The sequence below is a fragment of the Lysinibacillus sp. FSL M8-0355 genome, assembly GCF_038008985.1.
In the GTDB taxonomy this organism is placed as follows: Bacteria; Bacillota; Bacilli; order Bacillales_A; family Planococcaceae; genus Lysinibacillus; species Lysinibacillus fusiformis_D.
In genome coordinates this window covers 2,400,897-2,427,896 of sequence record NZ_JBBPAI010000001.1, presented here as the reverse complement: position 1 = coordinate 2,427,896, position 27,000 = coordinate 2,400,897, and the positions used below count along the sequence as shown (strand labels likewise).

Sequence of the window (27,000 nt, the reverse complement as noted above, 5' to 3'; positions counted from 1 at the left end):
TTTATTACTCTTTATCCATTTGTGCATAGGGAATATCATATTCAGATGCACGTGGAGCAAAATCCTTCATATATGGTTGATAAATTACATTATTTGTTTCGTAAGAGATAGGATAGAAAAGTGCTTGATCATGGAATATGGATAAAATATCCGTGTAAAGCTGCACTCGTTCCTCTTCATCTGTTCCCACTAATAATTGATGGATTTTCGTATCGATGTCTGTAGCGTTAGATAAGCCTAATTTTGCCTCATAAACACCACTAGCATTTGGCGTAGCTGACTCATTTGCAAAGCTATGTGGGTCGGTTGGTGGTCCGTTTGTACGCCAGAAATTAATATCCACCTGATCATCCATTAATTTTTGAAGACCGACCATCACATCTGCACCTTCTAAATTCAACTGTACCCCTATTTTTGCTAGTTCACCTTGCATTAATTCCGCCATTGGCTTTTGGATTGCATCTGTTGCGATGTAGATTAAATCTAATGATAATGGTTGCCCGTTTTTCGAACGAATTTTTTCGCCCTTCTGTAACGTCCACCCTGCCTCATCTAGTAGTTGCTGCGCTTTTTCAGGATTATATAAGATTGGCGCTAACTCTATATTGGCATAAGGAATGGCATCCCAAAATAATGTGTTAGCCACTTGTTCTGTACCATGTGTAATACTGTCAACCATTTGTTCCTTATTGATAGCATATTGAATGGCCTGACGAACCTTTAATTCGGCTAACGGACCCGACTGAGTATTGAAGAGTAACGCTTTCGTAGACAAAGGCTCAGAGGTAGCGGTTTTGTATTTACTGCTATCTTTTAAATACGTATAGTTATCTAAACTAATGATGCCACGACCATAAATTAAATCTAATTCCTCGTTTTCAAATGCTAATGAAATCGATTCTGAATCTGGGATAATTTTAACTTTAATTTGTTTTACGAGAGGCTTTTCTCCCCAATAGTTTTCGTTGCGACTAAATAAAGCATATTCATCTTTTTTGTACTCGGTTAATACCCATGGACCTGTTCCAATAGGTGCCTTGATCGAATCTTGTGTCGCATCTCCGGCTGGGAATCCATTATCCCCTAAAAAACGGAATGGTCTTACAAAGGCAAGCTCGTTTAAGACAGGATAATAAGGTTCATCTAATTGCAAGCGAATTGTAAAATCATCCACTTTCACAACCTCTTTCATATGGTTGACCATACCCATCCAAGAATGCATTTCCCGATCCGCTAATACTGCATTGAAATTACGAATCACATTATCTGCATTAAACGCAGTTCCGTCTGAATACTTAACATCTTTTCTTAAATGAAAAGTATAAGTCGTTTTATCTTCTGATATGTCCCAGCTTTCTGCTAGCTTTGGGCTAACAGTTCCATCGTCGTTATACTCCACCAAGGATTCATAGACCATCGCTTGTGCGGTCATTTGATTGGGTAAATATGTATGGGGGTTCAATGGGCCGACATCTAATGGCCACCCAATTGTTATCATTTTTTCATTTGTTTGCTGTGTTCCTGTCTCTCCCTTTTCTTGATCTGTGCTTGTACAACCAGCAAGTAAGCTGAAAGTTAACACAAGGATGAAGGGAAGTACATACTTAGTCAATCTCATTTTCTGTCTCCTATCTCTATTCGTGGTACAAATGAATCTAGTTATAGATAGATGGAAAGAAGGTATCAACAATGCGTTCAAATTTTTCGAGCTAACGAGTAGAAGTTGATTTGCATTGTGCTGACACCTTTTCAAAGTTTGTGATATCCGCTAGAGGCTTTAGGCACACCGACATTGCCACAGGACGTGGTGCTTTTTGACGTTCAGAGGGCATTTAAACAGCCATTGACTATTTATCTTCTTCTATAGAAAAAGAAGTCTTCTGTATGTGCTACTACAAAAACATTTGCTGAATCAAACTAAAAAAAACCTTATTCTAAAAAAGAATAAGGACAGAAAAACTTACAATGAGTAAGCCTCCATCCATCTCCCTATCTTTCGTAGATCATCAATGAATCTCCTTACAAGCAGGCATTCTGGCTCATGAATCATGATTTTGCTTCACCTTCCCAAGTAATCACTTAGTGGTATTTGAAACAAAACTCCTCATTTACAGCTGCGGGACAGCATGGGATTTACACCCATTTTCCTTTTAATTGAATGAAAGTCTTTTTCACTCAAACTTGTAATGATCGCTATGAAATTCGTTATAAACATAACATGCTCGATTGTTCACGTCAATTTTATTTTCTGAATATAATAAAAATCTTAAAAGAATGAAACAACAAAAGACCAGGTCCATTTTTTCCTGGTCTTTGTTGTATTTCGGAGAGAAGATGTAGTGGTTGTAGTAGATTTATAAAATGATGTCGTTATCTCGAGATAGATTGTTGTACTTCCTGGCGTAATGTTTTCGTTGCAGCAACCATATTAGCCAAAGCTGCAACAGTTTCAGTTTCTTTTCTTGTTTTTAAACCACAATCTGGGTTCACCCAAAATTGATGGGGATCTAACACCTGTAAACTATCTCTCATAATAGTTAGCATTTCTTCATTGCTTGGCACACGAGGACTATGAATATCATAAACGCCTAAGCCAATGCCCTTTTGATAAGGTTGCCCTTGCAGTGATGTAATGAGCTCCCCGTGACTTCTTGATGTTTCAATGGAAATCACGTCTGCATCAAGTGCACTAATCGGTTCGATGAAATCGTTAAATTCGCAGTAGCACATATGTGTATGGATTTGTGTTTCATCTTTGACACTAGCTGTAGCCAGCTTAAAGGAATTAACAGCCCATTCTAAGTAAGCTCCCCATTCTTCTTTTCGTAGCGGTAAACCTTCTCTTAGAGCTGGCTCATCCACTTGAATAATTGAAATACCTGCGTTTTCGAGTGCCTCAACCTCTTTGCGAAGTGCTAATGCAATTTGATAAGCGACATCTTTACGTGACAGATCGTCTCGTACAAAGGACCAATTTAATATCGTCACTGGTCCTGTCAGCATACCTTTTACAAAGCGCTTTGTTAAGCTTTGAGCATAGGCTGACTCTTTTACAGTTATCGCTGAAGACCACGCAACATCTCCATAAATGATCGGTGGCTTGACACAGCGTGAGCCATAGGAAACGACCCATGCTTTTTTTGTAAAGGCAAAGCCAGTTAGCTTTTCACCAAAGTATTCGACCATGTCTGTACGCTCAAATTCACCGTGAACGAGTACATCGATATCTAGTTCCTCTTGTATCGTAATCCAGCGTTTTGTTTCCTGCTCTATAAATGCCTCGTAGGCTTCATTCGATAATTGTTTTTTACGCCAAGCATTACGATTCCTTTTCACCTCATCAGATTGTGGGAAGCTTCCGATTGTTGTTGTTGGGAATAGCGGTAACGCTAACGCTTGCTGCTGCATCTTTTGACGCTGAGCAAATTCACTATGTCGTTCAAAATCTTGCGTTGTCACAGTTTGAACTGCTTGATGGATCAACTTGTTTTGACGGATTGGATGGTTTTTTAGAGCCTCAATTGCCTTCATACTTTCAGAAAAATTATGCTGTAAGATACCCTCTGTATCTCGTCTACATTTAGTTAGCTCCGTGATTTCTACAATCTTTTCATCTGCGAAGGCTAAAGCATGCTTCAGAACAGGGTCAATCTCATTTTCAAGAGCAGTTGTGATTGGTACATGTTGTAGACTGCTGGACGGTTGAATCCATAGCTCTGCCGCATTACTTAAATGCTCAATTGCCTGAATTGTAGCATTGACCTCCGCTAAGTTGGAACGCCAAATATCACGTCCATTAACAACCCCGACTGCCAATACTTTGTCCTGAGGGAAACCATATTGACGAAGTGACGCCATATTTCCTTTATAGCCATGAACAAAGTCTAGGCCAAATCCTTCTACAGGCAATGTAATCAATGTTTCATAGCCGCATAATGCTTCAAAATAAGTTTGCAGCATGATTTTCGCTTCTGGAACGGCGACGGCTAACTGGTCGTAAATCTCTTGCACAAGCTTGATGTCTGCTGGATCAAGGGTTGTGACAAGTGATGGCTCTTCTAGTTGAATCCAATTTGCACCTGCATCTACTAATTCTTTTAATACTTGTGTATAGAGCGGTATTAGAGCTAATAAGTATTCAACCTGTGTGAATTTGCTATAGCCTTTTGTTAACTTGCAGAATGTATAGGGACCAATCAATGTTGGCTTTGCAATAATACCGTACGTTTCTTTCGCCTCTAAGAAATCGGCCAACACTTTATTTTCTGTTAGTTTCAAGGCCTGTCCCTCGTATTCAGGAACAATATAGTGATAGTTTGTATTAAACCATTTTGTCATCTCACTAGCTACAGCTGTTTTATTCCCTCTTGCTACGCTGTAGTAGGTAGATAAATCTACTTTCCCTCCCTGCCAGTTAAAGCGTTTTGGGATGAGACCAAACATTAATGCTGTATCTAACATTCTATCGTAATACGTAAAATCGCCAACTGTCACCATGTCGATGCCAAGCTGTAGCTGCTTGTCAATTCTAGCTAAACGGATTTTTTTTAAACTATCCTCAAAATCCTCTTCAGAAAGCTCGTTGCGCCAAAATGCTTCTAATGCTTTTTTCCATTCGCGATCTTCCCCGATATACGGGTAACCAATGAGTGTGCTTGTATAGGTCATTTTTATATCTCCTTTTCAGAAAAAAATAAAAAGCCATTTTCCAAGGAGGAGAATGGCTGCTAGTTGAAATTTTTAATGCTAAAACAATACGAAAAAAGTATCTACTTTCGCATAAATCATTTGTTATCGCACAGTGCCGATTTGGTCACTTTTCACCACCTATTTCCACGTAGGTATTTGGTGTGTACTAGAAATTGGCAGGTCTCCTGGCTTCTCATCAACACGCCTCACAGCCTTCCCGGTTTCCCAGTGGCCTTTGTGATTTGCTCCGAATAACAGTTGCGGGACAGCGTCGGATTTGCACCGACTTCCCTTTTAAGCCAAACTTTCATTTGGCACCAATTCTTACACATTATTCAATTATGCTCCTACTATAACATATCTTTCAGAATAGTAGAAATAATTTTTATACGATTATCTAAATTATTTCTATAATTATTGTAGGGATTGGTTTAAGAAGATAAGGCTACATTGTATTCCATAAAAAAATTTGTTACTATAAAAATACAATTATGAGAGGACTGATGAATGGACAATGATGAACTAATCTATATTTTTATTTGAAATGAATCACTTCAAACGACAAAATATAGGATTAGTCTATCCATTTTTAACAATCAGTTTGCGTTTATTTGTCATGATGTCATTGGCAAATAAAGTTTATTCAGTGAGAGACTAATCCTTCCAATATCCAATTGGGGGGATTTTTTCTTGCTCTCATAGTTTATTCTGTATCTTTCATCTACCTAATAAAGGAGAGAAAAAAATGAGCGATTCTGAACCTATTGTGACGCATGTGATGCTCCGTATAAGTCGTTAGCATCCATCAACTTATACGGAGAAATTTAGCATAGATGGATGTACCGACTTTGTATAAAAGAAAAATGATTTGCTATACAAAGGAGGAATTATCATGTCAATGATACAAGTACAAGACTTAACGTTTTCTTACCCAAGCAGCTTTGATTATATTTTTGAGGGTGTCAACTTTCAGATTAATACAGATTGGAAAATTGGATTTATCGGTAGGAATGGTCGTGGGAAGACAACATTTTTTAATTTGCTATTAGGGAATTATGAGTATAGTGGGAACATCATTTCTTCAGTAGAATTTACTTATTTCCCCTATCCTGTTTCAGACCCAAATAAATATACGTACGAAATTTTTGAAGAAATTTGCCCTCTGGCAGAAGATTGGGAATATATTCGTGAAATAGCCTATCTAGATGTCGATGCTGAGGTCATGTATCGCCCTTTTCAAACATTATCTAATGGAGAGCAAACAAAGGTGTTGCTTGCAGCGCTCTTTTTAACAGAGGGACAGTTTCTATTAATTGATGAGCCAACCAATCATCTCGATACGGATGCACGAAAGACGGTCTCTAATTATCTACGCAAGAAAAAAGGATTTATTTTAATTTCGCATGACAGAGCCTTTTTAGATGGCTGTGTTGATCATATTTTATCGATCAATAGAGCCAATATTGATGTTCAAAGTGGTAACTACTCAACTTGGAAGTTAAATTTTGATCGACAGCAGGAACATGAAGAAGCAACTAATCAACGTCTGCAAAAAGATATTGACCGTTTAACGCAGTCTTCCAAGCGTTCGGTAGGTTGGTCTAATCAAGTGGAGGCTTCCAAAAATGGAACTACGAATTCGGGTTCTAAGCTGGATAAAGGCTTTGTTGGACATAAAGCAGCCAAGATGATGAAGCGAGCAAAGAACTTGGAATCTAGGCAGCAAAAAGCGATTGATGAAAAATCAAAACTGCTAAAAAATGTTGAAAAAACGGAATCTTTAAAAGTACAACCATTAGCATTTCCATCAAAAGACATGGTTGTTGTAACGGATGTATCAATTCAGTATGATGACAACTTTGTGAATCAGCCTATTAGCTTCAAAGTGACGCAAGGTGATCGTATTGTTCTCGATGGCAAAAATGGAAGCGGAAAAAGTAGTATCCTACAGCTGCTTCTTGGCAAGCCTATACAGCATACAGGCTCTATACATTTAGCTGCTGGCCTTATTATCTCCTATGTTCAACAGGATACTGCTCATTTGAAGGGATCGTTATCGGATTTTATTGAAGAGCATGCTATAGATGAGACGTTATTTAAATCTATTCTGCGGAAGATGGACTTTGAGCGGATTCAATTTGATAAAGACATCTCACATTATTCAGGTGGGCAAAAGAAAAAGCTGTTGATTGCCAAAAGTTTGTGTGAAAAAGCACATCTCTATATTTGGGATGAACCCTTAAATTTTATTGATATTTATTCGCGCATGCAGATTGAAGAGCTTATTCAAAGTTTTAATCCTACAATGATTTTTGTGGAGCATGACCAAGCCTTTCAACAAACCGTGGCAACGAAAACAATATCTTTGTCATAAAGGAATCATATAGAGAAGAGTCCATTTTCAAAATGGATTCTTCTTTTTAATGAAACCAAGTGACACCTTTATTATTTTTATCTTTAACTATAAAACGTTTAATAATTTTCTGTGATCGACGCACACTATAAAGGAATATTTTATAGAAAGGCTAGCAATCCCATGAAAAAAATCGCTACTTTAATGACTATAGTCACTATTTTGATTATGCCCAGTAAGATTTATGCACAAAGCGAACAAGCTGATGAGAAACTCATCACTGATACATTGATAACAATCCTTAATCCATTTATAGAAAAGGAAATTGACCATTACTACGGCTATCCTAAGCAGTATGGCTTGTATGATGCGAACATTTTGAACGTTATTAGGGAAAGTCAGTTTAGCTTTAGGGTTAACGTTCAAGTTACTACTTTTGAACATGCCCATTCCCCACCATATAGCAAGGAAATCATTACGTTTGAAATCAGTCCAACTGATGTGAACACCCTTCACTATAAACATGAGGCAGATAATGTAGAAAAAGCAATAGATGCATTCTATCGCACAACACTTTCAGACATACAGCAGAGCTTTAATTTGAATTTAGCCTCGTTCATTTCCTATCGATACAATCAATTGCAATACAAGGCTGAAATAAATAATGAAATGAAGCCTCTTGCTACGATTGCAGATGAAATAGCAAACAATATTTTATTTCCTGAGCGAAAGATACCCTATAAAAATGTAGTTGACCCTGTCACCTTTATCAAAGACAATACAGGCTATATGCTCTTTAAAAGGGCAGATGGGACCAATGTAAGCTATCAGCTGCAAAAGAAAGACGGCACATGGACCGTAATAAATAAAGCAAGTAAGCCAGGTAAGAAAATGCAGCATCAATTACCCTGGTATATATAAAGAAGAATGGGAAATTTAATTTTTCCGATTCTTCTTCTTTTGTTAAATAATTTTATAATTAACATTTTTTCTATCATCCCATTTGTGGGAACTCCTTAATGCTAAATCTTTATTATCTTTATCGTTTGCATGAGTCCATTCCACATTATTGAAGGAAAATATTAAGCATTAAAATTTTTCTGAGAAAGTGTTATGATCAGAAAGGATTTATGATTGATGGAGGATTTAAATGAAGGTTGATTTTGAAGAATTATTACATGGTGTTTTTTCATCTTTGCATGCGATAGAAGGCGTAAAGTCTGTCGATTGCATTCTTGAAGTTTTAAAAGATCGAATTGTTTTTCCAGAGATTACTATTTTGATACTGAATGCTAGGTTTGAATTGGTCTATTTGTTTAATGAACAGAAAGTAGTGTTTAAAACGTTAAGAGAAGCTTCGATTGATTCAAATTATATAGAAGAAATCAATTTAATTAATCAGCATTGTAGTTCCATTGAAGGTATTCTAAATGATTTTATTAACACAGATACACTTAAGAATTATTCTTTAAGCCTTCTTTCCTTAAAGTATAAAGAGAAAATTCCGAATAGTTAATATTGTGACAAAGATAGCGTTATGAAAAATGGAATTTGGTAAGAGTTTCTTCTACCAAACTCCATTTTTTAACTCGCCAAGTCTTAGCATTTCTGTTGAAATAAGATGGTTTGTGCAATGCCAATAAAATATGCTGATTCCGCAATAATATGATTTAACACAACTTTTGCTGTTACGTGCATAAGTCCCTCTCCACTTCCACTGATCTATAGAAATAGAGCTTTCAAAGACAGTCACAACATGCTGGGGCTATCAAACCAAGCATGTTTTAATAGCTTAATTCCCTTGTCAATCTCTTCTACCTCTAAATTTGCAAATCCAAGCAAAACTTTTGCGTGCCGTATGACGGAAGGATTGGCGTAAAAAATAGAGGTTGGGTATACTTTTACACCTGCCCGTTTTGCTGTTTCAATTAGTTCTTCTTCAGACATTTTATTATTTGGTTCGAGTAGAATATGTAAGCCACTACTAGCCCCATGTATTTTCACGTTATCCCCTAATATTTGATGAATGGACTTTAGTAAAGCCTCATATCTTCTTTTATAGCCATTTCGTGTTTTATTCAAATGTCTCTCCCAATGCCCACTTTCCATAAATAACTGTAAGGTATGCTGATGAAGTCTCGATACAGTTTGAACATAGTAGTTGTTGTTATTAAATAAAAGGGTTAATTCCCTTGGTAAAACCATATAGCTTAGCTTGATGGAAGGAATCAATGATTTTGAAAAAGTGCCCATATAGATGACGCGGTCATTCGAATCTAATCCTTGTAGAGCAGGTATAGGTTTACCTGCATATCGAAACTCCCCATCATAATCATCCTCAATAATATAAGCATTTTCATCCTTGGCCCATTCTAATAATGCTAGTCTTCTTGAAATCGGCATGACCGTTCCGATGGGGAATTGATGGGAAGGGGTGACATAAACAGCCTTGACCCTACTATTTCTTAACTGGCTGATATGAATGCCATGTTCGTCGAGAGGGATAGGTTTCACCTTTATACCATGATCCTTAAACAAGTAACGAACGCGATAATACCCTGGATCTTCCATAGCAAAAAGCTCATTTCTTCCAATTAAATGACATACGATGCCCATTAGAAATTGCAAACCTGCACCAATGACAATTTGGTCTCCTTGGCATTGTACCCCTCTTGCTTCATAAAGATAGCTTGCAATGTAATTCCTTAATTCAAGCTCCCCTTGCGGATCTCCATATAAAAGCAGATGAGCCTGCTCTTCATTCAGGCTTTGCAGTGTTAATGTACGCCATATTTTATAGGGGAAATCTTTTAAATTGATATCTCCATAATTAAAGTTGTACCTAATTGAAGGTAGTTGTTGTTCTTGCGGAGTTGCTAACTGCGGCTCAAAATGATTAGAACTTGTTTGAAAATAGCCCCTTTCGAGTTCTACAACATAAAGCCCCTCTCGTTCTTTACCAATTACATAGCCCTCTGCAAGGAGCTGCTGGTAAGCTGCATCAACCGTGTTGCGACTAATCTGTAAATGTTTAGCTAAGCTGCGCTGAGACGGCAATTTGGTTTGAGCTAAAATATTTCCATTTTGAATTTCAGCTTTTATATAGCTATATAACTGAAGATAAAGTGGTTCTTCATTATGCAAGTTAGGTGTCATTTCGAGCATGGCTTATTGGCTCCTTTGAAAATAGCTTTACTGGCACTTTTAAGAGGTACCAGTGATTGATTATAATAAAATCTACATTGTAGAGGGGAAAATGTAAAGACGTGTAATCACAATAGTTTGTTTATTCAAAAAGCTCACAATGATTTGATGAGATAAGGAGAGGTTTGCATGTATGTTCCAAAGTACTACAAAATAACAGATTTTGAAGAAATCAAAGATTTTATTCAAAACAATGCCTTTGCGACAATTGTTTCAATTAGAAAAGGTAAACCAATAGCAGCCCATATCCCTGTACTGCTGAATAAAATTCAGGATGACTATTACCTGACAGGTCATTTAGCTTATGGAAATCCTTTATGGAAGACCTTTGAGGACGTGAATGACCTTCTCGTCATATTTAATGGGCCTCATGCCTATATTTCTTCCTCTTGGTATGAGCATGAAAATGTGCCAACTTGGAATTATCAAGCTGTCCATATATACGGAAAAGCAAGCCTTATGAACGGAAAAGAGTTAGAGCAAGATTTGACTAGCTTACTAGAAAAATATGAGAAATTCCGTGAAAACTCTGTTTTGTGGGATAAACTATCGCCTGAGCTTTTACAGCAAGAAATAAAAGGGATTAAAGGATTTAAAATAAAGATAGACGAAGTGCAGGCTGCCTATAAATTAAGCCAAAATCGTAATGCTAATGATTATGCCAATATTATTAGCGAGCTTTATAAAGAACAACAACCTCAAGCTGATGCATTGGCAGATGCCATGAAGAAAAATAGAAATGACTAATAAAAATGGCAGAAATGTTGTTTTATCAACGTTTCTGCCATTATCACTTTATTCGAGCGTTTTGGTCATGATGAGATCCATTTGTTCTTCATCCCCCATATAAAAAGAATGAGCACCTGTTTGAACAAAGCCAAGTTTCTTATAAAAACCGATAGCATGGTCATTTTTCTCCCAAACGCCTAGCCAAATGCTTATTTTGTTGTGTGCAATAGCTATTTCCATTGCTTTATTGATGAGGTATTTACCGAGCCCTTTGCCTTGAAATTTATGTCGAATATAAATTCTCTCCACCTCGAGTGACTCATCCCCCATTTGTTCGGATTGTGCCTCATTGACATTTACTTTTAAATAGCCAGCTACTTCTTCATCATCATAGATAAAATAGAAGGCTGAATCGACATTGGTCAATTCCTGCTCTAGCTGATGATCATGAAATGCACGCTCTAAATAAGCTTTCATATTATCAGGCGAGTTTTGGTCTTTAAACGTGTCATTGAATGTTTCGATGCTTATTTCTTGAAGCTTTTTTAAGTTTGCTAGACTACATTCCTCTAATTTAACGGTCATTGCTTCCACTCCCTTATCGTGAACTCTTTCTAGATTTTATATTGCAAATGCAACAAAAAGAGTATATAGTCAATTTAACGTAATTTTATTGTATTTGCAATAAAAATGAAAAGAGGGCTTTCGTTTGAAATATATCTTTTATGTAGTAGGCATTTTCATTTTAACGCTAGGTATTTCTCTAACAATTCATTCCAACCTTGGGACTTCCCCTTTTGATGCGGTTTTAGTCGGATTGTCTAATCATGTAGGTCTAACTGTAGGAAGCTGGGAAATCATTTTGGCTATCCTATTAGTCGGTAGTAACTCCATATTAGCTAGACAAAAGCCTGAAATAGTAGGGCTGATCACAGCATTTATCACAGGTATAGGAATTGATATGTGGTTACTGCTATTAAATGATTTAGCAATACTATGGTATAATCAGGTGGTTTATTTTGGCATAGGGCTAGTTGTGACAGGATTAGGAACGGCAACCTATTTACATACAAATTTTGCGCCAATTCCTGTAGACCGACTAACCTTAATTATAAAAGAGCTAACAAACAAATCGATTTTTTTCTCAAGAACGGTTATTTACCTCTTTTTCTTAGTGTTGGCGATGTTGTGTAAAGGACCAATCGGTGTCGGTACATTATTAACGGTTTGCTTAGGTGGCTTTATCCTGCATTTCTTTATGCCCATTACTGGAAGAATACTAGATACTCTACTGAATACGACTGTAAATGATCAAAATAAAAGCTAAAATAGAAAACCAGCTACTCGATGAAGAAGGAGTTCTAGTTTTGTGATAGCTACTCTTCATCAAGTTTCACTCCAAATTGATTGAAGATAGCCTTATATTTTTTTCGAAAATGGCCCATCGCTGTTCAGTTCCATCCTTTTTCTGCCATTCATGATAATAACGCTTAGCTGCTGTTACATCATTTAAATGTAGAAATGGGCCAGACGTGTAATAGTTTATAATGGATCTGGCATTAGTCATCGATTCAAAGAAATGATGAGCCTCTTTCATCCCACGAAGTAGCATTTTTCTTAGACCATCCATATTCGTAGTAGGATGGATGGAAAATCGAGATTAAATGTACCTTCGACAATTGATTCAATTCTTGCTCGGAAGTGACATTCTGCTTCTTTTGGTGCTGTCAGAATCTCTTTCGATTGAATGTGTGCCAACTCGGTTGCATAAATACCGCAATTCATATAAAACATGACATTATTAGCTGTATTACCAGCGGATTTTTAGAAATTGTACATATAGTTAAGATTGTCGGTTGTTTTATAGAAATTCAAACTTTTCTTGTTGTAGCCAAGCATCGAAAGGAATGGCTTGATGTTCTGTTTTATTAACTTATTAAAAATCTGCTGCAATAGAATCCCTCCTATCAGGTTATTAAGTAATGAGGTTCACAGGTTAATTTCATTTCCTGTTAAAATGATGTCCCTCTCTTTGAATGGAATTTTCACCTCTTGATTATCGACTAATTCTTCCCAAATCATTTGTCATAATTCTATGTTTTTATATTTTGTTCAATGGTTTTTGGTTTTTTAATATAGATGAAATATATAAAATAGCACTTATATCCCTACACATCCAATAATTTCATATATTTTTGGTAAAATTACCCGTGATTATTGCAGAAGTTTTACACAGTTAAAATTAAGGTTTCAATTTAGCTGTTTAGGGGTAATCGGTAATATTATTGAAAAATAACGCTTGTCTTTTTCATGCTATTCTTACTTTAGTTCAAAAGCGAAAGTTTTTTGAAAGGAGTAAGATTTAATTGAAGAAAAAATGGTTACTACCCATTTTCGCCTCATTTATGTTCTTCACAGGCATAGGTGTTCATGAAGCGAAAGCGGCAACAATAGCAGATATAACAAATACAGCAAAAGCATATATAGGTGTACCTTATCAATACGGGGGCACAAATATTAAGACAGGTGTGGATTGCTCTGCATTTACACAAATTGTTTTTTCAAAGCTAGGGATTTCACTAGAACGTACATCCAAAGCTCAATATCAGCAAGGTACTTCGATTGCTAAAGATCAATTGAAGACTGGTGACCTAGTATTTTTTAATACTTCGGGAAGTGGTATCTCCCATGTCGGCATATACATAGGTGACAGCAGTTTTATTTCAGCTACTACAAGTTCTGGTGTTAAAATTGATAACATCAATGACCCTTATTACTGGGGATCTCGTTACGTAGGGGCAAAACGCGTGGCGAACTTCACTGAAAATGAGTTTGGAGAAGTAAAAGATGCTGAAATCGACTTTAGCGTTTATGCTTCACGTGGAGAAGTAGCTCTTAAACTGGCTAAGCAATTACAATTAGATACTAGTAGCACCAATTCAAGTTTTCCTGATGTAAAACCATCGTCTAAATATGCGGGTGCTGCTGAGGCACTTAAAAAAATCGGCGTTTTTACGGGGGATGAAAATGGCAAATTCAATCCAGGTTCTCCTATGACACGCGGTCAATTATCGAAAGTTTTAGTGGAAGCATTTCATTTAAAACAACAAGGAGCGGCAGAACAATTTGTCGATGTTCCAAGTGCGCATTGGGCAAACAATTATGTATCCATCCTCGCTTCCAATAAAGTTACAGTTGGTAAAGGTGACAATGTATTTGGGGTGAATGACAATGTTACACTCGTACAATTAGATGCTTTTATCCAACGATTAGCTCAATAACTAACTTCAAAGAGGTGTTTCATCTATGGATGAGACGCCTTTTTGTTCTGTAGCTCCCCACCTCCAAAGCCGCACTAATTATATTCACATCAAAATTATATAAATAGATTAAGATAAACGCTATATTAGCCGAACGTACCGAGCTAAATCGAGCCACTTTTTATTTGCATTTTATAGATATGAACGATCTATTAAAACAAGTAGTGTACGATATTTCCAACGATTTGTCGGTAAAAATAACGCTGACTTTGCAGATTGACACCCTTGCTTCAAAAGAAAAGTTTATATGATGTTAACGGACTTGATCGTGATAGAGAGAGTTTGCGAATCCTAAAGAAATAACATTATCAATGGATATTCTTGCTTCTTCTGTACTAGGAGTTGCTCAAAGATGGGATTCATTTTAGCTCTGAATAGATAGCCGGCCAAATTATTGAGTTGTATCGATAATTTTTTATAAATCCCCTTTATCCAAATAAAAATGGGCGTTGCTTAAGCTTAGCAACGCCCGTTTATTTATTCTTCCACTATTTTTTCATTAACTTCCCCACTAGCATGATTTTCATGACTAGGTTTAACTCGCTTAATAAAGAAGGCAAGGACGAGTGCAATCGCTGCAATCAATGTTGACAGGAAGAATGTATAAGTTATACCATGTAGCATGGCTTCGTTCATCAATTGTTGCTTTAATTCCGCAGCAGACTGTGACGTTGTTTGAGTTGCATTAGCACTCATATTGTTCATCGCACTTGCAGCTAATTCCTCTGCTTTGACAGTTGTTTTATTGTTCATAATCGTAATCAATACTGCTGAACCTATTGCGCCTGAAACTTGTTGTAATGTGTTGTTCATCGCTGTTCCATGTGGATTATTATGCGCTGGTAGCTGATTCAAACCATTTGTCATTACTGGCATCATTACCATGGACATCCCAAACATACGTAATGTATACAGCACCACTAGTGTAGAATAAGCCGTATCCATACTAATTTTGCTAAAGTAATACGTCGTCACAATGGTGATAATCAAGCCAAATACGGCCAAGCTTCTTGCCCCATATTTATCAAAAAGCTTCCCTGTAATAGGTGACATGATCCCCATCACAATCGCACCAGGTAGCATGAGTAGACCTGAATCCATTGGTGAAATACCACGGATTGTTTGAACGTAAATCGGCATTAAAATCATAGCTGAAAACATTGCCACCGAAATGACAATGGAGATGGCTGATGATAAGGCAAACATTGGATATTTGAAAATACGAAACTCAAGCATTGGTTCCTCCAGTCGTAGCTGACGAAGGATAAAGGTAATTAAAGCGAGCGTTCCAATAATGATCGTTCCGTATACAAGGGCATTATCCCATCCTTTTTCTCCAGCAGAACTAAAGCCATAAAGCAAGCCACCAAATCCAATACTTGATAAAATAAGTGAAATTACATCGAGCTTAATAGGACGTTGTGGCGTCACATTCTTTAATTTAAAGGCTGCGAAAATTAATGTTAGAATGGCAATTGGTAGTACAAGATCAAATAACATTCTCCAACTGTAATGCTCAATTAGCCACCCCGAAAGAGTCGGTCCAATAGCTGGAGCTGTAATCATTACGAGACCGAACATCCCCATTGCAGCGCCTCGTTTTTCGACCGGAAATGCAGTCAGCATAACATTCATTAATAGAGGCATCATAATCGCTGATCCTGCAGCTTGAATCATTCGCGCCCCTAGTAACACACCAAATGCAGGTGCAATACTAGCTAAAAATGTACCCAATGTGAACAAGGCCATCGCGGTAATAAATAATTTTTTATCCGTAAAGCGTTGAATGAAGAACGCGCTGGCGGGAATTAAAATACCGTTAATTAACATATAACCTGTTGAAAGCCACTGTACTGCCGTTGCATTCACATCGAATTCAATCATAATGGCTGGAAGCGCAATGTTTAGTAAGGTTTCATTTAATATAGCAACAAATGCCCCAATAAATAAAATGGCAATCATGCCGTATGGCGTTTTTGTCTCAACTGAAATGGTTTTCTCTGACATATAGTATCAGTCCTACTTTCTTTATCTTTTTCAATTTCATTCACATGTTTAGGAAGCCTTTCGATTACCTTTAAGTCCTTAAAAGATTTGAACTGCTTCGTTCATTTTTCCCCCAATCTGCTGTTTTGCCCCTGTTGATTTCATCAAAACCACCCCTCAAAAAAAGACTATTAAAAGTGTTGACGAAGAATAGAATGTATTATATAATTAAAATAGGGATAATGCGCTGTATAATAAATATACAACGTCTATCTATATAAATTTATCATAAGACATGCTTTATTTCAATGTGTTTACATAAATTATTTTCACAAAAAAGTCGATTCCTAAACTATAGGAATGCGACTTTTTTCATTATATTTTTATTAAGCCTTCCCCGTTCATTCGTAAATGGTTGTGGCGATACTGATAAGGGGTTGCTTTAGAACAGGTATAACTGAGAAAATTAATGATACTTATTGTGTATTTGTATAACCTTTTTATTAAAAGTGGGTTCTTTCTATTTTTTACATCAACCTTTTTAGAGTCAGGTTTCTGCCTAGCTTTTGTGGGATAATTAGGGCGTTGTATACGTTAACGACAGCATTAAATGTACTTTTTCATTTGAGCGATTGATGTAAGTGTGAAGTTCTTCACCTTTAAATTTAATGACATCCCATTGGTTTAACTGATGGCATTTTTCTCCGACCTTCAGCTCTAATTGTCCATTTAACACAAGTACAATTTCTTCAGACCCTGCTAAGTGACATTCACTGTACTTACTATTTGGCTCGATACAGCCTCTATACCACTCTGATCCATGTGTTTTAAATAATGGTTCGACAAACCAGTCGTTATTATGCCCTGCAAATTGATACTCCGAGCCGAATCGATGGACTTCTGTATGTTCTTCAAATGTTAATAAAGAAACGAGTGGAATATTGAGTCCTCTACATATTTTCCACAGGATATTGACGGTTGGATTTGTTTCCCCTCTTTCAATTTTCCCTAATGTCAATTTACTAACATTGCTGACATTCGCTAGCTCCTCTAAACTCATCCTTTTGTTTTTTCGAATTTCTCTTAGATTAACCCCGACTTGACCAGATAAGTCAATATTTTCCTCATTCATTATGCGCACCCCTTTCATTGACTTTGTATATTAAGTATATTATAGTATACAAGTCGATAAATTATAGTTTATTTTTAAAATAAAAAGTTAATTATAGTATATCAAATAATCATCTATATTGACAAAAAGAGGTGTGCTTTCAATGATAGCAAAATCAAAAAATCTATATATTATTTGGAGCGTTTTTTCTTTATTCATACTCTCTATGAATCTACGAGCTTCCATTACATCCATCTCACCCGTGCTGAAAAATATCCAGGCCGATTTACAGTTGTCGAGTGTTGTCGTCAGTTTACTAACGGCTTTACCCGTTTTTTGTATGGGGCTTTTTGCACCACTGGCTGGAAAGTTAAGTGCACGGTGGGGCATTGAGCTGACGATTGCGTTATCGATTTTATTAATTGGCGTATCAACTGCATTACGTTTAGTAGCGACTTTCCCTTTTCTTTTATTATTGACAGCTGTCTTTAGCGGAATAGGCATTGCCATTACAGGTCCACTAATTTCTGGTTATATTAAAAAGCATTTTCCTAAATCCTCATCCTCGATGATTGGTGTTTATTCAGCTGGCATGGGGATTGGTGCATCTTTAAGTGCTGGCTTAGTTGTGCCTGTTATGCATGCTTTTCACCAATCTTGGAACATCGCTTTAGCGATCTGGTCTTTGTTTGCACTAGTAGGAATCATCGTTTGGATTCCTATTATAAAAAAATCACATCAATCACAAAACATAGTAGAGCAAGCTGTCAGTCAAAAAAGCCGACTACCTTGGGGAAATCGTTATGTTTGGCTTTTGATGGTGATGTTTGGTTTACAATCGGGTGTTTATTATTCCTTGGCAACATGGCTTGCGCCAAAAGTACAGGACATGGGTTATAGTGATGCATATGCCGCAACAACGGTTACTATTTTTTCTGTTATGCAAATGATTTGTAGCTTTATTATTCCAATTATCATTAATAATAGTGTGAAGAGAAAACCTTGGATGCTACTATGTGCTTTCAGCTCCTTTATCGGCATCCTATTATTAATAATTGGCGGGACTTCTCCAATTCTCTGTGCCGCATTAACGGGGATAGGTGCTGGTGGTTTATTCCCATTAGCTATGATTCTGCCTTTAGATGCAACGACTACACCAAAAGCTGCAAGCGAATGGACAGCCATGATTCAATTTGGTGGCTATATTATTAGTGGAATTATTCCGATGCTTGTTGGGGTCATAAAAGATGTCACTAATACATTTGACGTTGCCCTTTTCGCCCTATTAGTGGTAATGTTTGTTCTCATGCTGCTAACGTTAAAAGTGAGAACAAAAACCGATTCAACTATGCGTATACTTTCCTAATAGACAAAAGGGGGGTCACTTCATGTGACCTCCCCTTTTTCATGTTGAAAGATGATGCTAATCCCCTAAGAGTGACGCTGGCTTTACTCCAATCTTAAGTGGCTTTTTGTCTTTCTTACTAGTAAGTAGTAATGAATAAAATAGCACATCATTAGGAGAAGAATACGTTCTTATTTTCAATGTGAAGAAGTATTAGTCACAACAGCCATCGATAAAATGAGGGATGAACACCTTCATTTTTGCTAAAAGATATCACTTTTATTGATTTGTTGAGTTTCAATCAGCATAGATAATGGCTGCCCCACTTTACTCTGTTGCAAATACCTCTACATGTAAAGAAAATCCTCGTGGAAAACATTGTCTAGCTCCTCTATTGGAGGAAATAGTCCCCATCTACATCATTGTAAAGAGTAAGGCACTATCCCCTCTGCCAAAAATTAATTGTAAAGGTGATTTTCCCATCGGCTAATGTGGATTTAGTCGTGTAGCCTAATTGTTCAGCAAGACTTTTCACTGTGGCGAGACCGAGACCAGTTCCTGAAATATGCTTGTTTCGAGAGCTTTCCCCTACATAAAATGGCTGCCATATTTTAGAGATATCTGGCAGTGTAGTATCATTCGTAATTTCTAGCCTACCATGTGAATCGAAGCAGATGAATATGTCACGACCAGAGGTATATTTGACAGCATTACTGATCAAATTCTCTACAATAAAATGGACTTTCTCTTGCTCGGTGTTTAGCATGAATTCGGTTAGTTCTGATTGAAGAAAAATTTGTTTATCTCCCTGCAGCGGCTGATAGCTATGAATGATTTGTTGCAGTAGCTGAATAACATCAAAGCTGGATACTTTCGAATCGTTTTCTTCAGTTCTAGCGAAATAAAGCATATCTGTGATGATTTTTTCCATTCGATCTATTTGCTGATGAATAACGGTTAAATAGGTTCCATCATCCATCCCATCTTCCATTCCACTTGCATATACGTTGATTAAGGCAAGAGGCGTCTTTAGCTCATGTGTTAAGCCTACCATAAATTGCTTCAAATCCAGATTGCGTTGCGTTAATTGCTGTTGGGCTGATTCCAGTGTTTGACTCATTTTATTAATGCTTTTGGCTAATTCTTCGATTTCATCACCTGTTTGAATGTTTGCCTGCTGAAAATTTAGTGCGCCAATTTCCTGTGCCACTTGTTGTAGCTCATTTAATGGATTGGTCAGCTTGCGAGATAAGAGGGCTGTCACCATGATAATTACTAAAATACTGGCAATTAAAAAGACGAAATTAAAGCGATTGATAAAAGAAGCAATATCCGTAAAATGAGCCATAGAGGCCCCAATCATTATAAGCTGATTTCCCTCTTTGGCATAATGTACAAGAAAGCTCGATTTTTGTTTTCCTTGATCATACAGTTTGCCTACTATTTTTTCTCCAGCTATGTCTTGTAGCACTTCTTCTGAAACCCAAAATTTATTAAGAGCGATCTGTTCTCTCGCCAGCTGTAGTCTTAAATTTTCGTTCAGATTATCGATGGAGCCTTCAAGAGGCACAGTGATGATTGTGACATCAAATTGTCGTTCCACTAGGCTAGGTTCATCCTTGGTCTGATACGTTTCATAAGCGTCTGCTACTTTTTTATTTAACTGATAGAGATAATATTTAGGCAGAAAAAATTGGCTGACGACAAGCGAAATCGTAAACGTGACAATCACAACGAATGTGATATAAATGGTTAATTTAGTGCCGATTTTTTGCTTCATTCGCTTGTACTATAGCCAACACCTCTATGTGTTTGGATAATGTCCTCTCCTATTTTTTCTCGTAATCGTCGAATATGTGTATCGACGGTACGAGGATCTCCGACATATTCCAGTCCCCACACTAAATCTAAGAGCTGATCTCTCGTTAAGATTTGTCTACGATTCTGGCTAAAAACGCGTAACAGCTCGAATTCTGTTTTGGTTAACTCAATTTCTGTCCCTGCTCGCCAAACGCGCTTGCTAGCGATATCGAAGGATACTTCCTTTAGTTGCTGGACAGACTCTATGTGCAGCAATTTTTTCACCCTCATAATGAGTACCTTTGGATAAAATGGTTTATGGACATAATCATCAGCTCCATCTGCTAGCGCTTGAAATTCATCCTCACCAGTGTCCCTTGCTGTAAGCATTAAAACCTTGATTTTTTGTGTTTTTTTCATCTCACGACAAACTGTAATGCCATCTATTTTAGGCATCATCCAATCTAAAATCGCTAAATCAATTTTTTGTTGATAAAATATCGCAAGTGCTTCCTCCCCGTTTGTAGCAGTAAAGACTGTGAATCCCTCCCTTTGAAAATAGCTTTGTAAAATCTTTAACATATCTAATTCATCATCAGCAATGAGTATATTCATTTTATAGAACTCCTATTGATCATATTTTCCTAAATGATATTGTTCGATAATCGCAATTAATTTTTCAGGATATAAAGGGTCTGTCGAGTAATTGCTTTTTTTCAAGGCATAGGCTGCCTCTTGATAATTGGTCGCCTTCAGCACCTCATCATATTGATGGGCATTCCAGCTCGTTCCATTTAATAATAGCTGACGATGGTCCTTTAATGCACTTTTCCAATCAGGATAGGCTCGAAATTCAGCTTCGGTTGTATAGCTTTTATTGTTTTGATATTCGATTGTCGGCATTTTGATGGACTTCCCTTGATACCGTCCCTTTATCCCAAACAAATTATTGGCATTGACAGCCAATTCACTCCGTCCAAAATTGGATTCTAAAATAGCCTGCGCGATTGTTATACTAGGCAATATCTCTCCGTTTTGTTGATGTAATGCAACAGCGATTGGCGCAATGTCGTCGACAAATTTCATTTCATCGTTATTGTCCTGCCCACATAGTTTGGCTACGTACAAGCTTATCATTACTGCAAATAAGATGATGATTATTTTTTTCATAGTGTTTAACCTCAATTCCATTCATGTGATGCTTGTATCGTAAAACAACAATGTTACAGCCATTTGACAAAATATCATAAATGGCTAAAAAAAGCCCGCACCTTTGAAGGTACGAGCTAGCATTCATGTTATTTTTGCTTTGATGAATTTTTGTTAAAAGCACTCATGTCCAGACTAACAATGGGATGTTAAAGGGAACATAAAGTTACCTTGTAGGAGTGGCTTTTTCGATAGGATGAATAAGGCATCGTCATCATTTGGTGTGATGGTTGCTGTCATGTCGTCCATCGCAAAGTTAGGGGTGAAATAAAATACCACCTTTTTCGTTGTTTGTTTTACAATGCTTGCTAACACAGCCTCCACATTGATTGCCTGCTGGGAGATGATATCGTAAATATTTAATATCCCGTCCTCTTCCTCCATTAACACAATGGTTGCTAAATCTTCTAAATAGTAAATGGCATGTTGGAATACTAGGGTGAAATAAAACATTAATAAACTCTCGTTTTGTTCAACATCTACAATATTTGAAAGGATATGACGATTTTTCGCATAGTTTTCAAGGAGTGTTAGATCCTGTTCAATTGTCAGCTGTCGGACGATGGCATCCTCCCTCCGTGGAATAGGCTTTTCCGTGAGGTCTAAGCTAAATTCGCTTTCATGAATTCGTGTAAAGCCAAACTTTGGATAAAAATCTAGTACCGTATCATTGGCAAAAAGATACATAAAATCACAGGCATCTTCGTATTCCTTGAGAATATGCTGCATTAACTGCTTAGCCAAACCTTGATGGCGATACTTTTCATCGGTCATCACCGTACCAATTTGAATCCCTTTTAATTGTTGACCATTTATTAGTACAGACATTTTATGAATAGAGTCATTGGCAATCACTTTTCCTCCCTGAACAAAAGAATACGGAATATATCGATCATTCCAATAGCCTTTGTTGTACCAGCCTCTAAAATCTAAGCCGAATGTTTCGATGGCTAAATCATTAAAGCTGGCCTTCAATTTTTCATCATGACGATAATTACTCACTAACTCATATTTTATCACGTCTATTCCCTCCGATTTTATGTTTTATTAGCTCATTATTGTGGGAATACTCACCTCCTAAAAACAGAAAAAAGACCTTATGAGAACAAACTCATAAAGTCCTTTGTTATATACAGAAAATAATGCTAGCCACTTAAGTAACTACCAATGATCTCTGTTTACATGGATCAGACAGGATTATGCTGCTCTTCGTTATCGCAAGAGGGCCATACTAAATAAACCCTATAATTCACAAAAAATTATAGAATAGCCCCTTTATTAAATTCATTGGAATTTAATTTGCGATAATTAGTTTTAGCATAAACGGCTGATCTCCCTTCTGTTTTTAAGAATACTATTATACTACCACTTTTTGTTAAGTACTGTCTACTTGATGATGAAAATGAAGGAAATAAGTATAGAATACCCCTTTCAAGACAATTCTATAAAAGAAGTTAGCAATGAAGGGAGCCTACAATTCATCATGAAATTTAAACTACCTTTCAATAAACAACAGCCACCTTCCATCAAAGAGGCACCTAAAGAAAATCTTGTGAGGGTTGCACATACAACAGAACATTTTATTCAATCAATCAAAAATGCAACAAATGATCCAGCTGATTTAATTATTAAATCACTTCCTCCAAACTTGACCCTTATTTATATCGATAACTTAATTGATGATCAAACTTTGAATAATGATATTATCGCCTGTTTACAGAACAAGCCACATGAAACACCAGAGGACATTGTGATGGCTATTTCTATTGCTGAAGTAAGTCAAGCCAGTTTATTAAAGGAAACTGTAGCGTCAATGGTCAATGGATCTGTTGTGATTCATGTAGACGGTAGCTCACAAGTGATTTTAGCCAATATCGCTAGCCGAGAATCTAGAGCTTTGTCAGCTCCTGAAAATGAATCACAAGTAATTGGTACACAGGTTGGTTTCAATGAGAGTCTTTCAACGAATATTTCCTTAATTCGTCGCTACATAGTAAGTCCGAATCTTTGCAATGAAAAAATAAAAGTTGGCACGCGCACCAATACGTCTGTTTCACTCCTATATATGCATGGGATTGCTAATGATCAAATGGTCCAGACGTTACGCCAGCGAATTACAGACCTTACGATCGATGAATTGCTCGATAGTGCGGTTCTAGCAGAAATGATTGATGATAATTCATTATCAGTCTTCCCACAGATGCTGCTGACAGAAAGACCTGACAGATTTTGTGATGCGGTTTTAGATGGCAAGGTGGGCGTTCTTGTAGATGGTAGCTCAATGGCCATCATTGGCCCCCAAGCCTTTACTGAGTTTTTCCAAAGTCAGGAAGATCAAAATTTAAGATGGCAAATTGCTACTTTTCTCCGTTTATTACGACTTACTGCCTTTTTTTTGTCCGTTTATTTAACACCTTTTTACGTGGCAGCTTTGACCTTTCATTACGAGGTAATTCCGCAAGCCTTCCTCGTACCATTAAGTGAATCGAGGGCTTTGGTTCCGTTCCCACCGATATTTGAAGCTTTACTGCTGGAAATTATCATTGAATTATTGAGAGAAGCTGGAGCCAGATTGCCAACTAAAATTGGACAAACGATTGGTATCGTTGGCGGTATCGTTATCGGGACAGCAGCTGTACAGGCAGGTATAACAAGTAATATTTTACTGATTATTATTGCACTAAGTGCTTTAGCATCATTTACCTCACCGAGTTATATGATGGGCAATGTGGTTCGTCTTATTCGCTTCCCTATTATTATACTTGCAGGATTTTGGGGTTTTTACGGCATCATGCTGGCTTTTTGTTTTATTCTTATCCATCTGTTACGCCAGACAAGCTTGGGAGCACCATATATGTCTCCTTTCTACCCACCAAGATTGAAGGAAATGCGGGATAGTATTATCAGAATGCCTATTCCCTTAACAGCAAAAAGACCTGCTTTAACAAGACCGAAAGATGATTATAAATTCGAGCCTGAGCCTGTAAAACCGGAAAAAAGTTGAACTGAAGGTGAGATAAATGGCAAAACCTATACAACTTAGCCCTAAAGATATGATCAATGCTTATTTGCTTTTTTTTGTGGTACACGGTGCACAAATTGGGGTTGGTATACAGGGATTTCAACGCATTATCTATCAAGATGCAAGACAAGATGCATGGATTTCAGTTCTACTGGCTGGTATTGCTACACATATCGTCACATTTTGTATGATTAAAACTTTAGAGATCTATGGCTCCAATGATTTATATGGAATTCAAATCGATATTTTTGGCAAATGGATTGGCAATTTTTTAAATGTTATGTATGTCATCTATTGTTCTGTAGCATTCTTTTCCGTTTTGCGAAACTATATAGAAGTTATACAAGCATGGATTTTCCCAAGTATTGGGACATGGTTTCTATCTGCTACGTTATTAATCATTATTATTTATGCCTTTACGGGTGGGCTTCGAGTAATTGTTGGGGTGTCTTTTTTTAGTATCATCCTATCGTTATGGATTATGCCGATGTTAGCCTTCCCTTTGAAGTATTCCTCAGCAGAAAGTCTCTTTCCTATTTTAGAAAACGACTTTCGCTCGATTTTAAAGGGTGCCCATTCGATGACTTTTACCATCATTGGCTTTGAAATTTTGAACGTGATTTATCCCTTTGTGAAAGACAAGGAAAATGTTAGAAAACCTGTCCATTTAGGGTTATTAGCTTCAACGGTCATCTATTTAGCCGTCATGCTGGTGTCTATCACCTACTACAGTGAAGGCAAACTACTGAAAACAATTTGGGCAACTTTGACATTGTTTAGCTTTATTAGCTTCCCTTTCATGGAACGCTTTGAATTTGTAGCCGTTTGTTTTTGGATGTTGATTATTTTACCTAATCTTTGTCTGTATTTATGGGCGGCCTATCGGGGAGCAATTCGATTAGTCAATATAAGTGGAACGACTTTTGTCTGGATACTTTCGTTCTTTGTTTTCATTGGAACATTACTTATTCAAACACGCACACAGGTCAATACAATCAACACGGTGTTTGGACAAGTGGCATTTTTTGTGATCTTTGTCTACCCTCTTGTGCTATGGCCAATCGCCCTACTGAAGAAGAACCTCACATCAAAGAAGGTGAAAAAGAATGAACAAGCTTAAAGGAAAATGGTTGGTTCTTCTATCGATTGTTTTTTTATATGGATGTGCCCAAACGAATATTTTGGATAAAGTAGGATTAACCACTTTAGTCGGCTACGATATAGGAAAAGAAGAAAAAATTGCAACGACAGCCGTCATACGTGAAGTAAATCCTGAATTCCAAAGCAATGTGGAAGTTCTAACAACGGAAAACGATACAAGTAAAGGGAATCGAATGGAAGCCAATCGCAAGCTTTCGAAAAAAATCATGGTTGGTCAAATGAGGGTAATTTTGTTCGGTGAAGAACTTGCGAAAGATGATCTTCGTTATTATCTTGATACAAATCTAGAAAATGCAAGTGTCAGCAATGGAATCTTTATGGCAGTTGTGGAAGGCGAAGCAGCACCATTACTGAAATACGAATACAAAAATATCGAGGACATTGGGCAGCATATTTTTAGGCTCATCGAACAAAACGTCAAGCAGGAATATATGATTTCGTCCACGCTTCATCAAATTGCCCACGATTATTATTCAATTGGCAAAGATTTAGCTATGCCCATATTAAAAAGAGATGATGAGCTAGTGGAGTTAAGTGGTGTCGCTCTTTTTAAAGGAAGTAAAATGGTCAGCACCCTACCAGTTAAAGATAGCTTTTACGTAAAAATCGTTCGAGACACATTCAAAGTGGGACTATATGAAACTATACTGGACAACGAAGATGTTCCATCCAAGATCCTTCAAAAAAAAGCCAACAAAATCACAGTAGCCTTTGATGCAATTCATTCGAAAAGAGAAATACAATTAATCGATGCGGATAAACCAACATTTGACCTAAACATCAAAATCAAGTCAAGAGTATTAGAAGTGTACCCAGATATTAACCAAGGTGACCCAAAAAGTGTATCGGCACTAGAAAAAGCGATTGAGAAAAAATTGTCGAAGGAAGTATCAAGAGTGATTGCCCATAGTCAGGAAGTCGAATCCGATATTTTTGGTTTCGGTGAAAAATACCGAAGCTCTGTGAGACATTCTGAACTCACTAAAGAAAAATGGCATAAGATGTATAAAGATATGAAAGTAAATGTCCATGTTGATTTTGTGATTTTACGGAACGGTGTTTTTGAATAAG

General features: G+C 37.0%; 21 protein-coding genes, 3 pseudogenes and 2 riboswitches. Of the genes and pseudogenes, 10 read left to right on the top strand and 14 right to left on the bottom strand.

Annotated features, from left to right (window positions below):
- Positions 1-4 precede the first annotated feature (4 nt).
- On the bottom strand, positions 5-1,618 hold the full coding sequence (nikA, locus tag MKY46_RS11900) for a nickel ABC transporter substrate-binding protein (protein WP_330493310.1): 1,614 nt from the start codon (positions 1,616-1,618) through the stop codon (positions 5-7).
- Positions 1,619-2,007: 389 nt separating this feature from the next.
- A riboswitch (cobalamin riboswitch) is annotated at positions 2,008-2,200 on the bottom strand.
- 170 nt (positions 2,201-2,370) lie between these two features.
- The gene (gene metE / locus MKY46_RS11895) at positions 2,371-4,668 is read right to left on the bottom strand and encodes a 5-methyltetrahydropteroyltriglutamate--homocysteine S-methyltransferase (protein WP_330493311.1); all 2,298 of its coding nucleotides are present in this window, start codon (positions 4,666-4,668) and stop codon (positions 2,371-2,373) included.
- Between the two features lie 179 nt (positions 4,669-4,847).
- Positions 4,848-5,026: riboswitch (cobalamin riboswitch) on the bottom strand.
- A gap of 555 nt (positions 5,027-5,581) precedes the next feature.
- Between metE and MKY46_RS11890 the strand changes: the two genes are divergently transcribed.
- The 3 genes from MKY46_RS11890 to MKY46_RS11880 all read left to right on the top strand — a co-directional run bounded on the left by MKY46_RS11890 (position 5,582) and on the right by MKY46_RS11880 (position 8,558).
- Positions 5,582-7,063 (top strand): Lsa family ABC-F type ribosomal protection protein, encoded by a 1,482-nt coding sequence (locus MKY46_RS11890; RefSeq protein WP_330493312.1) that lies wholly within the window; start codon positions 5,582-5,584, stop codon positions 7,061-7,063.
- 162 nt (positions 7,064-7,225) lie between these two features.
- Positions 7,226-7,963, top strand: a complete 738-nt coding sequence (locus MKY46_RS11885; RefSeq protein ID WP_089933568.1) for a DUF3888 domain-containing protein — start codon at positions 7,226-7,228, stop codon at positions 7,961-7,963.
- Positions 7,964-8,192: 229 nt separating this feature from the next.
- On the top strand, positions 8,193-8,558 hold the full coding sequence (locus MKY46_RS11880) for a hypothetical protein (protein ID WP_036126354.1): 366 nt from the start codon (positions 8,193-8,195) through the stop codon (positions 8,556-8,558).
- An 83-nt stretch (positions 8,559-8,641) separates the two neighbouring features.
- On the opposite strand, the pseudogene MKY46_RS23810 reads toward MKY46_RS11880, so the two are convergent.
- Both MKY46_RS23810 and pdxR read right to left on the bottom strand, forming a co-directional pair.
- A pseudogene (locus MKY46_RS23810) lies at positions 8,642-8,731 on the bottom strand (DUF2935 domain-containing protein); the annotation flags it as partial.
- 60 nt (positions 8,732-8,791) lie between these two features.
- Entirely contained in the window at positions 8,792-10,207 is a 1,416-nt protein-coding gene (gene pdxR / locus MKY46_RS11875; protein ID WP_340834341.1) for a MocR-like pyridoxine biosynthesis transcription factor PdxR, read from the bottom strand.
- Positions 10,208-10,375: 168 nt separating this feature from the next.
- Between pdxR and MKY46_RS11870 the strand changes: the two genes are divergently transcribed.
- Positions 10,376-10,993, top strand: a complete 618-nt coding sequence (locus MKY46_RS11870) for an FMN-binding negative transcriptional regulator (protein WP_101966656.1) — start codon at positions 10,376-10,378, stop codon at positions 10,991-10,993.
- A gap of 48 nt (positions 10,994-11,041) precedes the next feature.
- On the opposite strand, the gene MKY46_RS11865 is transcribed toward MKY46_RS11870, so the two are convergent.
- A complete protein-coding gene (locus tag MKY46_RS11865) occupies positions 11,042-11,560 on the bottom strand; it encodes a GNAT family N-acetyltransferase (protein WP_036126362.1) in 519 nt (172 codons plus the stop codon).
- A 124-nt stretch (positions 11,561-11,684) separates the two neighbouring features.
- Between MKY46_RS11865 and MKY46_RS11860 the strand changes: the two genes are divergently transcribed.
- Positions 11,685-12,302 (top strand): YczE/YyaS/YitT family protein, encoded by a 618-nt coding sequence (locus MKY46_RS11860; RefSeq protein ID WP_036126364.1) that lies wholly within the window; start codon positions 11,685-11,687, stop codon positions 12,300-12,302.
- Positions 12,303-12,368: 66 nt separating this feature from the next.
- Here the strand turns inward: MKY46_RS11860 and MKY46_RS11855 are convergent, their stop codons facing one another.
- Positions 12,369-12,587 (bottom strand): hypothetical protein, encoded by a 219-nt coding sequence (locus tag MKY46_RS11855; protein ID WP_340834340.1) that lies wholly within the window; start codon positions 12,585-12,587, stop codon positions 12,369-12,371.
- Between the two features lie 5 nt (positions 12,588-12,592).
- The gene (locus MKY46_RS11850; protein WP_340834339.1) at positions 12,593-12,760 is read right to left on the bottom strand and encodes a hypothetical protein; all 168 of its coding nucleotides are present in this window, start codon (positions 12,758-12,760) and stop codon (positions 12,593-12,595) included.
- Between the two features lie 581 nt (positions 12,761-13,341).
- Between MKY46_RS11850 and MKY46_RS11845 the strand changes: the two genes are divergently transcribed.
- Positions 13,342-14,256, top strand: a complete 915-nt coding sequence (locus MKY46_RS11845; RefSeq protein ID WP_340834337.1) for a C40 family peptidase — start codon at positions 13,342-13,344, stop codon at positions 14,254-14,256.
- Between the two features lie 516 nt (positions 14,257-14,772).
- Here the strand turns inward: MKY46_RS11845 and MKY46_RS11840 are convergent.
- Complete coding sequence (locus MKY46_RS11840) at positions 14,773-16,302, bottom strand: DHA2 family efflux MFS transporter permease subunit (protein ID WP_036126369.1); 1,530 nt, start codon at positions 16,300-16,302, stop codon at positions 14,773-14,775.
- A 556-nt stretch (positions 16,303-16,858) separates the two neighbouring features.
- Positions 16,859-17,413 (bottom strand): helix-turn-helix domain-containing protein, encoded by a 555-nt coding sequence (locus MKY46_RS11835; RefSeq protein ID WP_036126370.1) that lies wholly within the window; start codon positions 17,411-17,413, stop codon positions 16,859-16,861.
- Between the two features lie 142 nt (positions 17,414-17,555).
- Here MKY46_RS11835 and MKY46_RS11830 point away from each other — a divergent pair, with 142 nt between their 5' ends.
- Positions 17,556-18,758 carry an MFS transporter gene (locus MKY46_RS11830; RefSeq protein ID WP_340834335.1) on the top strand — a complete coding sequence of 401 codons (1,203 nt, stop codon included), beginning with the start codon at positions 17,556-17,558 and terminating at the stop codon, positions 18,756-18,758.
- 418 nt (positions 18,759-19,176) lie between these two features.
- Here MKY46_RS11830 and MKY46_RS11825 read toward each other — a convergent pair whose 3' ends face one another.
- The 5 genes and pseudogenes from MKY46_RS11825 to MKY46_RS11810 all read right to left on the bottom strand — a co-directional run bounded on the left by MKY46_RS11825 (position 19,177) and on the right by MKY46_RS11810 (position 22,766).
- Positions 19,177-20,517 carry a sensor histidine kinase gene (locus MKY46_RS11825; RefSeq protein ID WP_058844410.1) on the bottom strand — a complete coding sequence of 447 codons (1,341 nt, stop codon included), beginning with the start codon at positions 20,515-20,517 and terminating at the stop codon, positions 19,177-19,179.
- Positions 20,514-20,726, bottom strand: a pseudogene (locus tag MKY46_RS23805) (winged helix-turn-helix domain-containing protein); the annotation flags it as partial. The pseudogene MKY46_RS23805 and the gene MKY46_RS11825, both read right to left, overlap by 4 nt.
- 80 nt (positions 20,727-20,806) lie before the next feature.
- Positions 20,807-21,152, bottom strand: a pseudogene (locus tag MKY46_RS23800) (response regulator transcription factor); the annotation flags it as partial.
- A 12-nt stretch (positions 21,153-21,164) separates the two neighbouring features.
- Complete coding sequence (locus tag MKY46_RS11815) at positions 21,165-21,707, bottom strand: glycoside hydrolase family 73 protein (RefSeq protein WP_058844411.1); 543 nt, start codon at positions 21,705-21,707, stop codon at positions 21,165-21,167.
- Between the two features lie 174 nt (positions 21,708-21,881).
- Positions 21,882-22,766, bottom strand: a complete 885-nt coding sequence (locus tag MKY46_RS11810) for a GNAT family N-acetyltransferase (RefSeq protein ID WP_340834332.1) — start codon at positions 22,764-22,766, stop codon at positions 21,882-21,884.
- A gap of 463 nt (positions 22,767-23,229) precedes the next feature.
- Between MKY46_RS11810 and MKY46_RS11805 the strand changes: the two genes are divergently transcribed.
- The 3 genes from MKY46_RS11805 to MKY46_RS11795 are packed head-to-tail and all read left to right on the top strand — an operon-like array spanning position 23,230 to position 26,999.
- Entirely contained in the window at positions 23,230-24,750 is a 1,521-nt protein-coding gene (locus MKY46_RS11805; protein ID WP_058844413.1) for a spore germination protein, read from the top strand.
- A gap of 16 nt (positions 24,751-24,766) precedes the next feature.
- Positions 24,767-25,888 carry a GerAB/ArcD/ProY family transporter gene (locus MKY46_RS11800; RefSeq protein ID WP_340834331.1) on the top strand — a complete coding sequence of 374 codons (1,122 nt, stop codon included), beginning with the start codon at positions 24,767-24,769 and terminating at the stop codon, positions 25,886-25,888.
- On the top strand, positions 25,875-26,999 hold the full coding sequence (locus MKY46_RS11795) for a Ger(x)C family spore germination protein (RefSeq protein WP_036126396.1): 1,125 nt from the start codon (positions 25,875-25,877) through the stop codon (positions 26,997-26,999). The genes MKY46_RS11800 and MKY46_RS11795 overlap by 14 nt, the downstream gene beginning before the upstream one ends.
- The last annotated feature ends 1 nt before the right edge of the window (position 27,000 follow it).

What these genes read in the sequence shown, in the direction of transcription:
- nikA (WP_330493310.1), bottom strand. Translation starts at nt 1,618, where the DNA reads ATGAGATTGACTAAGTATGTACTTCCCTTCATCCTTGTGTTAACTTTC.
- metE (WP_330493311.1), bottom strand. Translation starts at nt 4,668, where the DNA reads ATGACCTATACAAGCACACTCATTGGTTACCCGTATATCGGGGAAGAT.
- MKY46_RS11890 (WP_330493312.1), top strand. Translation starts at nt 5,582, where the DNA reads ATGTCAATGATACAAGTACAAGACTTAACGTTTTCTTACCCAAGCAGC.
- MKY46_RS11885 (WP_089933568.1), top strand. Translation starts at nt 7,226, where the DNA reads ATGAAAAAAATCGCTACTTTAATGACTATAGTCACTATTTTGATTATG.
- MKY46_RS11880 (WP_036126354.1), top strand. Translation starts at nt 8,193, where the DNA reads ATGAAGGTTGATTTTGAAGAATTATTACATGGTGTTTTTTCATCTTTG.
- pdxR (WP_340834341.1), bottom strand. Translation starts at nt 10,207, where the DNA reads ATGCTCGAAATGACACCTAACTTGCATAATGAAGAACCACTTTATCTT.
- MKY46_RS11870 (WP_101966656.1), top strand. Translation starts at nt 10,376, where the DNA reads ATGTATGTTCCAAAGTACTACAAAATAACAGATTTTGAAGAAATCAAA.
- MKY46_RS11865 (WP_036126362.1), bottom strand. Translation starts at nt 11,560, where the DNA reads ATGACCGTTAAATTAGAGGAATGTAGTCTAGCAAACTTAAAAAAGCTT.
- MKY46_RS11855 (WP_340834340.1), bottom strand. Translation starts at nt 12,587, where the DNA reads ATGCTACTTCGTGGGATGAAAGAGGCTCATCATTTCTTTGAATCGATG.
- MKY46_RS11850 (WP_340834339.1), bottom strand. Translation starts at nt 12,760, where the DNA reads ATGAATTGCGGTATTTATGCAACCGAGTTGGCACACATTCAATCGAAA.
- MKY46_RS11840 (WP_036126369.1), bottom strand. Translation starts at nt 16,302, where the DNA reads ATGTCAGAGAAAACCATTTCAGTTGAGACAAAAACGCCATACGGCATG.
- MKY46_RS11835 (WP_036126370.1), bottom strand. Translation starts at nt 17,413, where the DNA reads ATGAATGAGGAAAATATTGACTTATCTGGTCAAGTCGGGGTTAATCTA.
- MKY46_RS11830 (WP_340834335.1), top strand. Translation starts at nt 17,556, where the DNA reads ATGATAGCAAAATCAAAAAATCTATATATTATTTGGAGCGTTTTTTCT.
- MKY46_RS11825 (WP_058844410.1), bottom strand. Translation starts at nt 20,517, where the DNA reads ATGAAGCAAAAAATCGGCACTAAATTAACCATTTATATCACATTCGTT.
- MKY46_RS11815 (WP_058844411.1), bottom strand. Translation starts at nt 21,707, where the DNA reads ATGAAAAAAATAATCATCATCTTATTTGCAGTAATGATAAGCTTGTAC.
- MKY46_RS11805 (WP_058844413.1), top strand. Translation starts at nt 23,230, where the DNA reads ATGAAATTTAAACTACCTTTCAATAAACAACAGCCACCTTCCATCAAA.
- MKY46_RS11800 (WP_340834331.1), top strand. Translation starts at nt 24,767, where the DNA reads ATGGCAAAACCTATACAACTTAGCCCTAAAGATATGATCAATGCTTAT.
- MKY46_RS11795 (WP_036126396.1), top strand. Translation starts at nt 25,875, where the DNA reads ATGAACAAGCTTAAAGGAAAATGGTTGGTTCTTCTATCGATTGTTTTT.